The organism is Peribacillus sp. SRI_006, from assembly GCF_057586375.1.
The window spans coordinates 127512-142608 of the sequence record NZ_JBYCZT010000007.1 but is presented as its reverse complement, the minus strand read 5'-3'; the positions used below and the strand labels follow the sequence as shown (position 1 = coordinate 142608).

The window sequence follows — 15097 nt, the reverse complement described above, 5'->3', positions numbered from 1 at the left end:
GAATTTCACCCTCAACTCTTTCCATTTTACACACAATAGTTGAAGGCTACAATAATTGTATACATATTTTTTATTTTCATCCTTTTGCACTAAAAGACCATTCTCATTCCTTTATTTTATACAGAAATATCCTTTGAACCTTCTTTCTTTTCGAGCCGCCGAATCCTCTTTTCCAATTCCAATTGTTTTTTTTCCTGAGTGATCCCTTCTCTTACCATCTCTTGATGGGCGATTATTGAACATTTTAGAGCATGACCGACTTCCTTAAATTGATGTTCGTATAATTTTGCACATTCAATCTGCGCCTGTATCCTTATTTGCACATTCCCTTTTAAGGCAACTTCCTTCCAAATCTCCAAAGCTTCATTGAATTGTTTTAGCTTCTTTTTCTGGAAAGCTAAGGCATGACCAGCCATTATCCGATCTTCCTCACTTCCCGCTTCCAATATTTTTTGATATGTCTCAACTGACTCCTCTTTTTTCCCCAAATAATCGAGCCATCGTGCAATCTCCATGGACTCTTCCGTATATCCATCGATTTGGAGGATTTTTCGGGACAAATGAATATACAATGTGATCAGTGATAAGATATCCCATTCATTATGCTTCATGATCCCAAACAGAATTTCTGGATTCTTCCTCTCAACAAAATCAAAATAAATCATCGGCGCCAAATATCCAGGAATATCATCCTCTCTATGTACACCTAAAATATCTGTTTCGACCGCAGATAATTTCACTCGCTCCAATTTGTTTCTCCAAAGGCGCCTTGAAGCATGATACAAATCGAAATGTCCGAACTCCGGTAGTTTTGGTACATGTTCTTTTATCAAGGTATGTCTTGTTTTTAGCTGAGGCCAATCAAAGGATTTACCATTATATGTGACAAGGGTTTCGTAATTGATGTTTTCCAGAAAGCTTTGATAAAGCGGGATTTCACTTCCTGGCTGCGGAAGGATATGTTGCTTCACGACAACTTCTTCACCTTCTAAATACGCATAGCCAAGTAAAAAAATGGTATTGCCCGCTCCGCCTCCAAGCCCTGTCGTTTCCGTATCGAAGAAAAACAGATCTTCACTTTTAACGCCCTTGGTGGAGAGTGGATGCTCCAATGAAGCTTGATTCCACTCCTTTACGACCTTTTTCAGCTCGGAAAATGCATATAAGCCGTGTTTGTGATTTATAGGGTAGCGGACTTCCCTAATGAAACAATAGTCACCATCGAAATGAAAGGAAACGGTATCGTTCTCCAGCCACTTTTCCAAGTAAGGAATTTCTTCATTCTCTTTCTGGTCAATTACTTCTATAGGAGAAGTATGTTTCTCTAGGTTCATATGGGTTTTCATACGGTTTAGTTTATTTTTTAAAGACATGAAATTACACCTCTTTTCACGGATCCCTGTAATCTATTAATGTTTTTGCTTACAAAATTGACCTAATAATTGTTTGGCATCACTCTTGGCTGTTTTCGTTGCGGATTCCGTTCCAATACAGGAAGGACAGCCGCTTTCACAAGTGCAATTCTCGATCATTGATATTGTTTCCATCAGGATGACTTCAGAGTTTTCATATACTTTATCACTTAACCCTATGCCACCCGGATAACTATCATAGATGAAAATGGTCGGTTTTTCATTATGCGCTGCCTTAACCTGCGGATACACATGGATATCATGCGGATCGCACATAACATATAGCGGAATCATGTAATTTAGAGCATGGGAGGCTCCTATCATTCCTTGTTCTATTCGATTTTCGTCCCAATTGAATATATCAGAATCCATGGAAAGCATGGCCGAACTCGTATGCAGCTCCATCTCCGGAAGACTGATTGGTCCTGAACCAATATTTTCATGAGTTTCGAATTTGATTTTCTTGAAGATCGTAGGCATTGCCCGGATTGCGACATCACCAAAAGCAGCTGCTGTGGAAGCGAAAGATCGCTGTTTATCGACTTCCAATACAGACAACTGGACAGCAAGGTTAGCATCCGTATAATAGTCCACATTGACTTCTCGTACATAAGCTTTCTTTTCATCCCAATCAAGTTCTTCCACCTGAAATTGAATTCCCTGGTGCAAATAAATGGCTTCATCGTGGAGAAGGGTCATTGCACTGAACGTATCCATTTCCCCGATGACCCGATTAACCGGTGCATTCGTTTGGTCGATGATCACGACATTTTCCTGTGCCGCTGAACGCAGGCTGATATTGCTTGCGGGAAAAGCATCATTCATCCAATGCCATTTGTCCCCATTCAAGTGTAAGACCCTTTCTTCTGTAAGGAATTCAAGAACGTCCATAATCTCTGTTTTCCCAAATGTATCGCCTTTTTTAAATGGCAGCTCATATGCTGCACATTTTACATGATCAACCAGGATCAAAAGATTATCCGGATTGATTCTTGCCGTTTCTGGATTTCTGGTAAAGAAATAATCGGGATGCTGTACGATATATTGATCAAGGGCACTGGAACTGCCAACCATGATGATCAATGCTTCACCATGTCTCCTTCCTGCCCGTCCCGCCTGTTGCCAGGCACTCGATATGGATCCAGGGTAACCAGTCATTATGCAAACCTGAAGCTGGCCGATATCGACACCCAACTCAAGTGCATTTGTGGACACCACTCCATAAATGGAACCATCCCTAAGGCCTTGTTCAATTTCCCTACGCTGTGTTGGCAGATATCCGCCGCGATAGCCCCTGATTGATTTTGGCCCCAATTGCTTTGATACAAGCTCCTGTAAATATGTCAATAGAATTTCCACACGAACCCTGCTTCGCGCAAAAACGATGGTTTGAATTTTATTTTTCAAAAATTCATTTGCCAGCTTCCTGACTTCCAAAACCGCACTCCTGCGTATGTTCAGCGGTTTATTGACTATTGGGGGATTGTAAAACACAAAATGCTTTTTCCCACTCGGGGCTCCGTTATTATCGATAAGGACCATTTGTTTTTCCGTAAGCTCTTCTGCCAACTCTTTTGGGTTATTGATTGTAGCGGAAGTACAGATGAATACAGGGTCGCTTCCATAAAAATTGCAAATCCTTTTTAGCCTTCTAATGACGTTGGCTGTATGACTTCCGAAAACGCCGCGGTAAATATGAAGTTCATCGATGACCACATACTTCAAGTTTTCAAATAAAGAGACCCATTTCGTATGATGGGGCAGGATTCCTGAATGGAGCATATCAGGATTGGTGATCACGATATGTCCGGCCTGGCGGATTTTTTGCCTGATATTTGAAGGTGTGTCCCCATCGTATGTATAACTATTTATTTCAGCATCCATTTCATGAATCATTTCATTCAATTCGCTTTTTTGATCATAGCTCAGTGCTTTTGTCGGAAAAATATAAAGCGCCCTGGTTTTTTCATCTTCCAGTATTTTTTGAAGGACCGGCAAGTTATAGCATAATGTTTTACCAGAAGCTGTAGGTGTTACCGCTACAAGGCTATTGCCGCTGACAGCAGTATCAAATGCAGTTGCCTGATGGGTATACAACCCATTAATCCCCCGTATTTCAAGAGCATGCTTGATTTTATCATTCATTGCTTCGGGAAAGGGAACATGTTTTGCCTCTTTTGCTTCAATGACTTGCCAATGTACTATATTTTCTTTAAAATCTTCATTTGTTTTTAGATCCTTTATGACTTCCAGTAAATTTTTTCGCAGTTTCATTTAACCACCTCATCCTCCTATTCTACCGAATGAACGTTCTATGCAAAAGGGAAACTATTTCCTATTCAAAAAAAAAAGCTGGAAACGTCAACATCTCGTTTCCAGCCCGGTCATTATTTTCACTTAATTCTTCTCGACAAAGCGAATGATTTCTTCAATTAGTCTGCCTGGAGCTTCCAACATTCCCATATGGCCGCTGCCCTTAAGTATTACTTCATTGATATGGCTCCCTTTTACAGAAAAGGTTTTTTCAACGGGAATCACCTTATCCTTTTCACCTGCAACCAAAAGGACAGGCAACTTCGTATCTTTGAGAACATGATTTCTGTCCATTCTGTTCCTCATGGCATGTAAAGACCCTATCGCACCAATTTCACTTGTTTTATATCCGATTTCCTTTGTATGTTCAATATTGGGATCATCGGAATGAGCGAAAAGCTTTGGTATAAGTCCGTCAATGAAAGCAGGGATTCCCTCACTTTCGATTTTCTCGACTGATTTTAAACGCCCCGCCTTTCCAGTCTCATCATCCGGGAAAGCGGTGGAATGTACCAATGAAAAACCAGACAATTTCCCAGGAAACCTTTCTGCGAATGCCAAGGTGATATATCCCCCAAGCGAATGACCAAACATATATACCTGTCCGATTTCCTGTTCTTCCAAAAATGACGCAATATCAGCAGCCATATCTTCAATCGAGAATGACTCCCCTATTTCCTCACTTGCACCATGTCCCCGTAAATCAACGGCAATAACCCGGTATTCTTCCTTTAATCCAGCAATGATGTCACTCCAATATTCATGGCTTCCGCAAAATCCATGGATAAACAACAATGTCTCCTTTCCTTTCCCGGTATCTATGTAGGAAAGCTTGCTATCTGTCATATTAATCCCTCATTTCCTTTATTAATCATTCAGTACCGTTATTCCCTATGGACCTGAATCTGAAACCCAACAGTCCATTCACATTTCTTCATTCCTCACATAGCTTATAGGCAAAGGAATTTTTTAGAAAGGAGCACCGTGATGACCTCTTCTGAAAAAAATAATAACCGGAATCGAATGGAACCCTTTTCCCATTTCATTAACAAAATGGATCGGCTGTTTTCCGAAAGGCCTCCTAAAGGCATGCTGAAATCTCTTGACGATTTCTTCGGCTCGGCGAAAGAACGCAGCTTTCCGGTTGATATTCACGAAACGCATTCAGAATATACCCTAACTGCCACCCTGCCCGGAATTCCACGCAGCCAAATATCAATTGATGTACTGGCCCATGCCGTAACCATATCTGCAAAGCATGGAGATAGAAAGGATAAAAATCAAGGATTGTTCCAAAAGGAAGTTTCAGCCGGTACTTTATCAAGAACCATTTCCTTTCCAAAACCGATTGATGAAGCAAATGTGACCGCTCGACATCGCGATGGCATCCTCACTCTTCACCTACCCAAAATCAGGGGGAATCGGATTGAAATCCATTAGGCATGAATAAAAGCAGACTTAAAAAAGTGGCTGGTCACTTGTAAGTCTGCTTTTTTCTTTATTCACCATCTATGCTTTGAAGAAGCCCCCTACACCTTTGACCATTGAAGATACTTGGGAAACTGTATTCATCATTTGTCCAGCTGTGTTCATCATCTTCGTTATATCCATGGAGCCATCTTGTGTTTTGAATTGATTCATGACCGATTTGAAACCCGATGGCTGGGGTTTTTGCATGAACTGCTGCTTTGGATATGGATTATGAGCCTGCTGCTGACTTTGCGGAGGTCTTTTAGCTGGCTGTAACGGATTTGCGAACGGACTAAAAGCTTGCGGCTGAAGATTGGACTGGATTGGCTGCATTTGTGCCATTGGCTGCATTTGTGCCATTGGCTGCATAACACTGTTGCCCGGATAAGCTCCCACGGGCATCGCCTGCTGCGGGACTGGTTGAAATGGGTGATACGCTGCCTGCTGATAAGGATCATGATATGGCGTCATATAGCCCCCTGTATCCTGGTGATGATATGGATACATAAATGGTTGTTCAAGATTATGATTATTTGGCGGAGGATACGGCATTGGCTGTTGGTATCCTCCCCAATTTTCCGTCATTGATTGAGGAAACTGTCCTTGATTTGGGGAGATTTGGTTATAACCGGATCTCATCATGACAATAAGCCCTCCTCTTTTTCATTACATGGTTCTGATAATATATGAAAAAAGAAGGGATAAAGTGTAGGTGTTTTTATGATAAAATCCGATCGATTTCCGTTTTTACATTATTAAGGATGAATTCGATCGACTGGACATGGCTTTTAAATCGCTTATAACTTGTTTTAGGAAAAAATGCCTGAACGGCCACATCAGAAAGGTTATGGGCGGTTTGTTCGATTTGCTCGGGGAAAAGATGCCTAAATTCGGTTTCTTTCATCCACTCCTTCATTCCGGTTTCCCATTCGATGCATACGGTCCTGACCTTATCTGCAAACGGCTTTACTTCCGAAAAGAAATCCTTTTCCTTTCCTTCCAGGCGTACACCCTCATAAATATCATCTGCCTGGTCCGTATATTTAATCAATTGTTCTGTTAACAGCTGCAGTTTTTCTTTTTGCACAATATATTCCTCCGTACATTTGTTTCCCTTAGTATAATCCAGTTCTCCATAAAATGAAATTCCTGCGGATTATACGTGCAATTCAGTGAAAACCTTGTGTTTTATAATTGTTTTTTCCGGAACAATGGAAAAGGAGTGGTTCACACCTTCAGCATTCACCCAATAATCCTCGGCTTTCTCAATGGCTTCCTGGGCTTCATTAACTAATGTATATTGTTCCGCCCATAGTTTACACCGCACTGTATTTACAGTTTCCCCATATGAAATTTCCAAACGATCCAGGCTGGTACTGATCTCAGCTATCATCCTTAATATCTCTTCTGTTGCGACACTTTTATTGACCATGCTGATCCCTCCCATTCTTTACCTGTACTATTCTTTTTTTTATCTGAAAGCCCTTCATGACTGACAAAACTAGAAGCTAATCGGCAAAGAAAGTGCAATTCACTTAATTTATTATGCCCTTCGACAACAATGGCAGAATGAAGAATGGAGTTTTAAACAAGAATACAGACAGGAGGTGATTTTATGCAGTCGAATGAAAGCAGACAGCAGAAAAACGAAAAACGACAAAAGCCGCCCACTAAAGAGGCAGGAACGGGAAACCCGAAACTTAGTGGAGAAAACCGCCCCTCTACGTAAGTAATAAATACTGAACGATAAACAGGGAAGGCTTCATCGATGCCTTCCCTGTTTCCTATTATAAAATCCAATTTTTGATTATTGCTGCCGTGTGCAGCTGCTTTTGTTTATGATCATACCATTCCGTCAAATGCGGGTCTTCTTCCCATTTGGGTTCTTTGAACCATTTTTTTTTAACCTTTTTTTTCATATCCCATTGCTCTGTCTCCCCTGCTTGATGATGAATCAATGGATATACTCCTCTCAGCATCGGGGTTTCATGGTATCTAGGCTTTTTTCGATATTGTTCATAATCATATCTGGCACCCGTTGGTTCAGTCCTGCAGGAAAATTCATAAAATAGTGGAAATAAATCTTCAGAAAATAAAAGGCCAGCCAACCTTTTCCCCAATTCAATCCTTTTATCGATATTTCTAAAATGCGCAACGGACGATCCATACAGTTCTCCATTGCAAGTAGGAAATAAAACGGTGCTAAAATGCATCCAATCCTGCAGGAAAAATAACAGAGAATGAAAAACGAAGGATTGCTTTTTAATAACCGGTTCTTCAATGATGTTTTGTTCATTTATGATAAGCGCAGTGACTAATTTTTCACGATTTCCATATTTCCAAAAGGAATGCCATTCGTTCTTCATGAATTTGGTAATAAAAAAATAATGACATAAGTGAAACAATGGACGTCCATATTTCGTCGAATAATGATAGAGAAGTAATTGCGGATATGCATCTTGGAATATTCTCCAGTTGGCTTCTTCATACGTTAGGAATAAGTGATGCCTATATTTAAGGCCAAGCAAATGGGAAAACCAAATTCCTTCAAGATCACACATATTCCAGCCTGCATTCCTAGAAACCATCCCAGCTAAAAAAGACCATTGTATTTCTGGATGGATTCTAAAAAATTGTTCATATGCTTTCGTTCTTGATATATTATCCCTATTCCCTTTAGCGGTTTGAGCTTTTATGGAATGGAGCAATTGCTTTTCCGTCTTTAACATTCTCATCCATGAGTCCAGCCTTTCCATAGCGATGAATTGTGACATATAGTTGTACATAAATCCTATCGTTCTAAGAAACAATTCTTTTTATTCACATTTTGGATTCTTTTTTTGCTAATATAGAAAAGTGAAAAAAAAGGAGGGGTAAAAGTGGCATTTCATTATCCCAATGGACGAAAGTTTGTACCGCAGGCTATGGAAGAAAAGAAAAGCCCACTAAAAAAAATCAGTTACAGCAACCGGGGAAAAACATTGGAAGACGATTTGAACGAAACCAATCAGTATTATTTAGCACACGGCATTGCCGTCATCCATAAAAAACCGACACCCATTCAAATTGTCGATGTCCACTATCCGAAAAGAAGTGCTGCAGTCATTAAAGAGGCTTATTTCAAACAAGCATCGACCACCGATTACAATGGTGTTTATAAAGGAAAGTACATTGATTTTGAGGCAAAGGAAACGAAAAACAACAGTTCGTTCCCTTTGAAGAATTTTCATGACCATCAAATTGAACATATGAAACATATCGTTCAGCATGACGGAATTGCGTTTGTCATCATCCGGTTTTCCGCAATGGAAGATATATATCTAATGAGTTCTGAACAACTGAGTTTTTATTGGAAGAGAATGAAAGAAGGCGGGCGCAAATCTATAACTCTTCAAGAGGTTGAAAGCAGTTCACGAAAGATTACTCTTGGCTTTCAACCGAGAATTGACTATATTAAAGTAGTAGATTCGCTCATCGCAGAAAATTTTTAGTTTTTTTAGAAAGGCAGGTTAGCTGTAATGGCTGAAAAATATAATACTAGAGAAGAACGCCGAAAGCAGGGGCAGACTCAAAAAAAGGGACAGAATACAGGTCCTAAAAAGCCAACCAATATGCTTAAGCGAATTTTCCTTATACTTGTTACAATCGGAATAATAGGCCTTGTTGCCGGTGGAGCTGCAATGGCTTACTTTATAAGCGACGCTCCAAAACTTGACGAAAAGCTTTTGAAAGATCCGGTCACATCCAAGATTCTCGATGAAAATGGTAAATTGCTAGCTGAAATCGGAAAGGAAAACCGGGATTATGTAAATTATGAAGATATTCCCGATTTAGTCGAAGAAGCTTTCCTGGCAACGGAAGATTCACGTTTTTATGAACACCACGGGGTCGATTTCTTACGTCTGGGCAGTGCCGTCATAGCTAACTTCAAAAACGGATTCGGCTCAGAGGGTGCAAGTACATTGACCCAGCAGGTTATCAAGCGTTCTTATTTAACACCTGATAAGACCATTAAAAGGAAAGTCCAGGAAATGTGGCTATCCATTCAGCTTGAAAGAAAATATACAAAAGAAGAAATTTTCGAAATGTATGTGAATAAGATTTTCTTTGCAAACCGCGCCAACGGGATCTTAACTGCATCGCAAACTTATTATGGAAAAGATCTTAGCGAATTGAAATTGAACGAGGCGGCCATGCTTGTAGGATTACCGCAAAGCCCAAGCAGGTATGACCCGTATAAACACCCTGAACGTGCGAAAGAACGCCGTGATATTGTCTTGCACTTAATGAATAAACATGGATATATCACCGAAACGGAAATGAAAGATGCACAAAGCATCGATATAACAGAAGGACTTCAAGAAATCGATAAGAGCCAAATCGATACGACCGCATACGATGCATTCATCGATTTGGTAATTGAGGAAGTCGGAGATATGGGTGACTATAACGTATTTACCGATGGTTTGGAAATCCAGACGACCATTGATAAAGATGCCCAAGAATATGTTTATAACATGTTGAACAGTGATGAAATCATCAATTATCCAAGTAAAGATCTCCAAGCCGGAGTCACATTACTCGATACAGAAACTGGTGAAATTAAAGCAGTGGGCGGCGGCAGGAATACGACGGTTAAACGCGGCTGGAATTATGCAACGGATGCCAAGCGATCACCTGGTTCGACCATTAAGCCGATTCTGGATTACGGTCCTGCCGTGGAATATTTAAATTGGTCCACCTACCACCAAATCAAGGATGAGGAATACACTTACAGTAATGGAACACCGCTTAAAAATGCTTCCGGACGACATTATGGCACTGTAACGACTCGGGAAGCATTGGCACGGTCATTAAATATTCCTGCCTTAAAAACGCTTCAAGCAGTCGGCTTGGACCGGGCACGTGATTTTGCCACTGACCTTGGCATTCCTTTTGATAAGGAGATTACCGAATCGGCAGCATTGGGCGGCGGTAAGGATGTTTCTACACTTGAACTTGCCGGTGCATACAGTTCATTCGGAAACAACGGTATCTATAATGAACCGCATAGTGTGAAAAAGATTGTTTTACGTGATAAAACAACCATCAAAAACAAGACGGAATCAAAGCCGGTCATGAAAGATTCAACAGCTTTCATCGTGACGGACATGTTGAAAAGCGTCATGAAAGAACCTTATGGAACAGGAAGGTTAGCCAATATACCTAGTCTCCCGGTAGCCGGTAAAACAGGTTCAACCAACTTCACGCCTGAACAGCGTGCAGCGAACAACATCCCATCTTCGGGTGTAAAAGATAGCTGGATGGCAGGTTACACTACCAATTATACAGTCGCGGTTTGGGCTGGTTATGATAATGCATCTGGTGAGCAAATGGAATATCTGGGTGAATCATCTCAAAGGATCCCTAAATTCATCTTTAAGAATTTAATGGAACATATGGCCCAATCAAAAGAAACGAAAGACTTTGATCAACCTGACAGTGTTGTGAAGGTTGGAGTCATCAAAGGTTCGAATCCAGCTGTTAAAGCCAATGAATATACACCAAGCAGTAAAATCACTTATGAATATTATGTTAAAGGTCACGAGCCTACACAAGTGACGACAGAATATGAAAAAATCGACGTTCCTGGCATTAACGCTTCTTACAACCAGGAAAGCAATGAAATCAATTTATCATGGTCATATCCTAAAGGTAATGGGAATACCCAATTTGAGGTTAAGATGTCCGTGGACGGCGGAGCACAGAGCGTATTGAAAAAATCGAAGGATACTAGTTTAACGATCCCTAATCCAACCCCTGGAAGTAAATATACTTTCTCAGTGGTAGCTCTAGTGGATAACCAACAAAGTGATCCTGCGAGTACATCTGTCAAAATACCTGCTGAAGCGGTAGTCCCTGAGGATACTGAGGACGAGAAGATTGAAGATCCTGCCGAAGGTGAAAATCCGGAACAAGAAACTCCTGCTGAAGGCGAAGAGGATAAACAAGACGAAGACAAAAATAACAATGGCGAAAATGGCAATAACGATAAAAACGACAATAATGGCAATAACGGTAATAATGGCAATAACGACAATAATGGCAATGGCAACAATGGCAACAATGGTAATAATGGTAATGGAAATGGCAACAACACGGATGACGGAAATGGCAATAATGGAGAGGATGTCGAGGGCGGGGATGATACCACTGACCCTGGAACGGTAGAAGAGGAAAAACCAGTCGAGACCCCTGATCCCGATCCTAATCCGGACCCAGATCCAAACCAAGATACAGAATAAATATATATGAAGATTCTAAAAAAACGTCTAAGCTTTTGGCTTAGACGTTTTTTTGGCTGTTCTTACTTTTGATCATGAACTTTACATATTGTTTTTCAAATTCTCGGAACAACTCACTGAGCTGTCTATAAGAATGAAAAAAAGCGGGTCTGGCAAGGATGAAAGAAAGCCTTTCATCCATGTTCACCGGAATATTGTTAAAGGATTGTATTTGGCACCGGATATCATTCAATGCCACTGGCTGCCCATGCATCCAGAAGACTGCGGTTAAAAATAAACCGATCCCCTGCTTCATGAGTCCCAAGGTCTGTCCCGCTTTTCGCTCAGAATATAGCAATCTGCATTCCGAATCAATTCCCTTCCAACTCTCCAGCAGTTCCTTTACATGCATTGCCCCCTTCGTCCAGGGAGCATAGGCTTCTACATTATTATAATAAAGTAACTCATACGGGAAAGCCTCGAATGGTATCGTTTCACTCCAACCTGCATATCGTTCTTTTTCCAAGATGGTTTCCTTTTCAGGAAAAAACAAATGATGGGCCAATTCTTCAGGGACTTTTAATGATATGGACTGCATCAATTGGCTTCTTTCCTTTTCATTCTTTTTTTTCCTTCACGGCATAAATCGAGAAGCGGGCAGGTTTCACATCTTGGTGACTGGGCCTTGCAATGATAGCGTCCAAAGAATATCAGGCGGTGATGCGTAACGGACCACTCATCCTTTGGTATCTTAGCCATCAGCGTTTTTTCAACGTCGAGGACACTATCCTTCCAACGGCATAATCCCAGGCGCTTGGAAACACGCTCTACATGGGTATCCACAGCGATCGCCGGCACATCAAAAGCAACGGAAACGACTACATTCGCCGTCTTTCTGCCAACGCCAGGCAATTTAACAAGCTCATCACGATCTCTCGGAACTTCCTTACCGTATTCTTCGATCAGCATGCGCGACAGCTTTTGTATATTCTTAGCCTTGTTACGAAACAAACCGATTGAGCGAATGTCATTTTCCAACTCTTCAATCGGAACGCTTATGTAATCCTCAGGCGTTTTATATTTCTGAAATAAATCCTTCGTCACTTTATTGACTAATACATCCGTACACTGAGCTGACAGGGCAACAGCAACCACCAATTCAAATGGATTGGAGTGATTCAGCTCACAATGGGCATCTGGAAACATTTCACCCATCGTATCCAGACAATATCGAATTTGAGCTTTATTCAACATATCGGTTCTCCTTCAATTTACATTACTGCTCGAGCCAGTTATAGAAAGGCACATCTTTCAATGGTTGTGCAGTTTCCGTCTTTCGGTCCCTCTTTTGATGAACTCTAAATTTTTGTCCTTGCTCCCTTGCCTGTTCCAAGGTTTTAATTCCATTCTTTTTCCACTCGAATAAAATTCGATCAATGTATCGGAAATTCAATTTTCCGGAAATGACAGACTCCCTCAGAGCTGACTTAATGATTTCAGGTTGATGGTCATCCTCCATCCACATTGCCAATGTCTCACATTCAAAGGGAGATAAAGGGCGGCCGAACTCCTGTTCAAAAATCGTATAAAGGCTCTCCCCCGCTTTTTGGATTTCTGCAGACTCTGCCTGTTTCAAAGTTTTCAAGAAACAGTCCATCATTTTTTCATACAGTGGAGACAACGAATATTTTTCCTGTCCGATTTCTTGGCTCCCCTCAACCACCATTTCAACAAATCCCCTTTGGACCAAACGCTGGATCATGAATAGACATTCCGTTTCCTGCAATGTCATTCGGTCAGAAAGTTGGGAGGGTGCAGGGAAATGATTACCTTTATCGATGAAGCTTTGCAATTGTAATAATAGGACCATTTCTTGTTCATTCAGTCCCATTGCACTATAGTTAGTCAACAAAAAGGATGGAATCGTTATCGTTCCTTCCTTAAACCACGCATATAAATGTTCTTTATTCATGTTTTTGGACACCTCTGGTTTAGTATAACATGAATACGGCTCATCGAATAAGTTTATAATTTTAACAAAAAACGGTTATCTGCCAATTGGCAAGATAACCGCTTCATAACGTAATCAAGGATATAATCGATTTAATAGACGTGGGAACGGGATGGTTTCACGGACATGCTCGACTCCACTGATCCATGCTACGGTGCGTTCCAATCCCAAACCGAAGCCTGAATGCGGCACAGAGCCATATTTTCTTAATTCCATATACCATTTGTAAGCATCTTCGCTCAAGCCATGCTCATTGATTCTCTGTTCAAGCAATCCCTGATCATGAATCCGTTCTGAACCGCCAATTATTTCTCCATATCCTTCCGGAGCGATCAAATCGGCACAAAGAACAACTTCTTCCCTGTCAGGATCTGGCTGCATATAGAAAGGCTTGATTTTGGTTGGGTAATGAGTTATGAAAACGGGCTTATCATAACTTTCCGCTATCGCAGTTTCATGCGGAGCTCCAAAATCATCCCCCCATTGAATATCATCAAATCCTTGTTCATGAAGGAACTTAATGGCTTCATCATATGTAATGCGCGGGAAAGGAGCTTGGATTTGTTCAAGCTTCGATGTATCACGGCCCAGTGTATTCAACTCAAGCTCACAGTTTTTCAATACCGATTGGATGATGGAAGAAACGAATTTCTCCTGTACCTCCAGGTTTTCTTTAAATTCGATGAAAGCCATTTCAGGTTCAATCATCCAGAACTCGATTAAGTGTCGTCTTGTTTTGGATTTTTCTGCCCTGAAGGTTGGGCCAAAGGAAAATACCTTCCCAAGTGCCATGGCAGCTGCTTCCATATAGAGTTGACCACTTTGTGAAAGGTATGCATCCTCATCAAAGTATTTAGTCGCGAACAATTCACTTGTTCCCTCTGGTGCGCTTCCCGTTAAAATTGGGGGATCCACTTTAACGAAGCCTTCTTCATTAAAGAATTCATATGTAGCACGGATTATTTCGTTCCGGATTTTCATGACTGCATGCTGCCGTTTTGAACGCAGCCACAAATGGCGGTTATCCATTAAAAATTCAGGACCATGCGCTTTAGGTGTAATGGGATAATCCAATGATTCATGAATGATTTCAATATCTTTCACCTGTAATTCAAAACCGAACGGCGAGCGTTCATCCTTTTGAATGACACCAGTTACATACAAGGATGACTCTTGCGAAACCGATTTCGCACGAGCGAAAATCTCTTCTCCCACTTCAGCTTTCACGACCACCCCTTGAATAAAACCAGAGCCATCACGTATTTGAAGGAAAGCAATTTTCCCACTGGAACGTTTGCTGGCAAGCCAGCCTCCAATGGTTACTTCTTGATCGACGAATTTGCTAGCATCTTTTATTGTAATTTTCACGGAATTTACCTCCAAAAATAACTTAACTTACTAATGAATTTACTCTACTTATTATACCCATAGCCCTGCTTACAAGCAAATAAATCAATTGAAGCGGAGGTTCCATGCCTTTTATATCATTCTTATTATGTTTTTGTCGCGTATTCGCCAGATTGTTTCATGGTAAATTACTTTTCACTAATGCCCATGCTCTTATTACAGTAAAATCATCTCGGTACATGTATAGGCCAACATTTCTAATATTGAACATAGGATTGAAT

14 protein-coding genes are annotated in these 15097 nt (G+C 40.9%); 3 read left to right on the top strand and 11 right to left on the bottom strand.

Features of this window, described 5'->3' with window-relative positions:
- Positions 1-116 precede the first annotated feature (116 nt).
- The 3 genes from AC2YHV_RS12005 to AC2YHV_RS11995 all read right to left on the bottom strand — a co-directional run bounded on the left by AC2YHV_RS12005 (position 117) and on the right by AC2YHV_RS11995 (position 4571).
- Positions 117-1373 carry a ribonuclease H-like domain-containing protein gene (locus AC2YHV_RS12005; protein WP_487373262.1) on the bottom strand — a complete coding sequence of 419 codons (1257 nt, stop codon included), beginning with the start codon at positions 1371-1373 and terminating at the stop codon, positions 117-119.
- 36 nt (positions 1374-1409) lie between these two features.
- Positions 1410-3686, bottom strand: coding sequence for a DEAD/DEAH box helicase (locus AC2YHV_RS12000; RefSeq protein WP_264638946.1), 2277 nt, complete (start codon positions 3684-3686; stop codon positions 1410-1412).
- A gap of 123 nt (positions 3687-3809) precedes the next feature.
- Positions 3810-4571 carry an alpha/beta fold hydrolase gene (locus tag AC2YHV_RS11995; protein ID WP_487373261.1) on the bottom strand — a complete coding sequence of 254 codons (762 nt, stop codon included), beginning with the start codon at positions 4569-4571 and terminating at the stop codon, positions 3810-3812.
- 141 nt (positions 4572-4712) lie between these two features.
- On the opposite strand from AC2YHV_RS11995, the gene AC2YHV_RS11990 reads away from it, so the two are divergent.
- Positions 4713-5165, top strand: a complete 453-nt coding sequence (locus AC2YHV_RS11990; RefSeq protein ID WP_487373260.1) for an Hsp20/alpha crystallin family protein — start codon at positions 4713-4715, stop codon at positions 5163-5165.
- A 69-nt stretch (positions 5166-5234) separates the two neighbouring features.
- Here the strand turns inward: AC2YHV_RS11990 and AC2YHV_RS11985 are convergent, their stop codons facing one another.
- From AC2YHV_RS11985 to AC2YHV_RS11970, 4 genes are all read right to left on the bottom strand, one after another.
- Positions 5235-5837, bottom strand: coding sequence for a YppG family protein (locus tag AC2YHV_RS11985; RefSeq protein ID WP_487373259.1), 603 nt, complete (start codon positions 5835-5837; stop codon positions 5235-5237).
- A 76-nt stretch (positions 5838-5913) separates the two neighbouring features.
- The gene (locus AC2YHV_RS11980) at positions 5914-6282 is read right to left on the bottom strand and encodes a YppE family protein (RefSeq protein ID WP_487373258.1); all 369 of its coding nucleotides are present in this window, start codon (positions 6280-6282) and stop codon (positions 5914-5916) included.
- A 69-nt stretch (positions 6283-6351) separates the two neighbouring features.
- Entirely contained in the window at positions 6352-6627 is a 276-nt protein-coding gene (locus tag AC2YHV_RS11975; protein WP_048688368.1) for a hypothetical protein, read from the bottom strand.
- A 355-nt stretch (positions 6628-6982) separates the two neighbouring features.
- A complete protein-coding gene (locus tag AC2YHV_RS11970; protein WP_487373257.1) occupies positions 6983-7930 on the bottom strand; it encodes a DUF2515 family protein in 948 nt (315 codons plus the stop codon).
- A 144-nt stretch (positions 7931-8074) separates the two neighbouring features.
- On the opposite strand from AC2YHV_RS11970, the gene recU reads away from it, so the two are divergent.
- Both recU and AC2YHV_RS11960 read left to right on the top strand, forming a co-directional pair.
- Positions 8075-8686 carry a Holliday junction resolvase RecU gene (gene recU, locus AC2YHV_RS11965; protein ID WP_487373256.1) on the top strand — a complete coding sequence of 204 codons (612 nt, stop codon included), beginning with the start codon at positions 8075-8077 and terminating at the stop codon, positions 8684-8686.
- 27 nt (positions 8687-8713) lie between these two features.
- A complete protein-coding gene (locus tag AC2YHV_RS11960; RefSeq protein WP_487373255.1) occupies positions 8714-11479 on the top strand; it encodes a PBP1A family penicillin-binding protein in 2766 nt (921 codons plus the stop codon).
- A 40-nt stretch (positions 11480-11519) separates the two neighbouring features.
- On the opposite strand, the gene AC2YHV_RS11955 is transcribed toward AC2YHV_RS11960, so the two are convergent.
- The 4 genes from AC2YHV_RS11955 to asnS form a co-directional block, all read right to left on the bottom strand.
- Positions 11520-12056: a YpoC family protein gene (locus tag AC2YHV_RS11955; protein WP_487373331.1), complete on the bottom strand. Its 537-nt coding sequence runs from the start codon at positions 12054-12056 to the stop codon at positions 11520-11522.
- A complete protein-coding gene (gene nth, locus AC2YHV_RS11950) occupies positions 12056-12712 on the bottom strand; it encodes an endonuclease III (RefSeq protein ID WP_057277814.1) in 657 nt (218 codons plus the stop codon). Before nth ends, AC2YHV_RS11955 begins: the two co-directional genes overlap by 1 nt.
- Before the next feature lie 22 nt (positions 12713-12734).
- Positions 12735-13430 carry a DnaD domain-containing protein gene (locus AC2YHV_RS11945; protein WP_053535560.1) on the bottom strand — a complete coding sequence of 232 codons (696 nt, stop codon included), beginning with the start codon at positions 13428-13430 and terminating at the stop codon, positions 12735-12737.
- 114 nt (positions 13431-13544) lie between these two features.
- Positions 13545-14837 carry an asparagine--tRNA ligase gene (gene asnS, locus AC2YHV_RS11940; protein WP_034307905.1) on the bottom strand — a complete coding sequence of 431 codons (1293 nt, stop codon included), beginning with the start codon at positions 14835-14837 and terminating at the stop codon, positions 13545-13547.
- Between the last annotated feature and the right edge of the window lie 260 nt (positions 14838-15097).

Bases quoted from the DNA above. Each gene is read 5' to 3' on its own strand.
- AC2YHV_RS12005 (WP_487373262.1), bottom strand. From the start codon at position 1,373: ATGTCTTTAAAAAATAAACTAAACCGTATGAAAACCCATATGAACCTA.
- AC2YHV_RS12000 (WP_264638946.1), bottom strand. From the start codon at position 3,686: ATGAAACTGCGAAAAAATTTACTGGAAGTCATAAAGGATCTAAAAACA.
- AC2YHV_RS11995 (WP_487373261.1), bottom strand. From the start codon at position 4,571: ATGACAGATAGCAAGCTTTCCTACATAGATACCGGGAAAGGAAAGGAG.
- AC2YHV_RS11990 (WP_487373260.1), top strand. From the start codon at position 4,713: ATGACCTCTTCTGAAAAAAATAATAACCGGAATCGAATGGAACCCTTT.
- AC2YHV_RS11985 (WP_487373259.1), bottom strand. From the start codon at position 5,837: ATGATGAGATCCGGTTATAACCAAATCTCCCCAAATCAAGGACAGTTT.
- AC2YHV_RS11975 (WP_048688368.1), bottom strand. From the start codon at position 6,627: ATGGTCAATAAAAGTGTCGCAACAGAAGAGATATTAAGGATGATAGCT.
- AC2YHV_RS11970 (WP_487373257.1), bottom strand. From the start codon at position 7,930: ATGAGAATGTTAAAGACGGAAAAGCAATTGCTCCATTCCATAAAAGCT.
- AC2YHV_RS11960 (WP_487373255.1), top strand. From the start codon at position 8,714: ATGGCTGAAAAATATAATACTAGAGAAGAACGCCGAAAGCAGGGGCAG.
- AC2YHV_RS11955 (WP_487373331.1), bottom strand. From the start codon at position 12,056: ATGCAGTCCATATCATTAAAAGTCCCTGAAGAATTGGCCCATCATTTG.
- nth (WP_057277814.1), bottom strand. From the start codon at position 12,712: ATGTTGAATAAAGCTCAAATTCGATATTGTCTGGATACGATGGGTGAA.
- AC2YHV_RS11945 (WP_053535560.1), bottom strand. From the start codon at position 13,430: ATGAATAAAGAACATTTATATGCGTGGTTTAAGGAAGGAACGATAACG.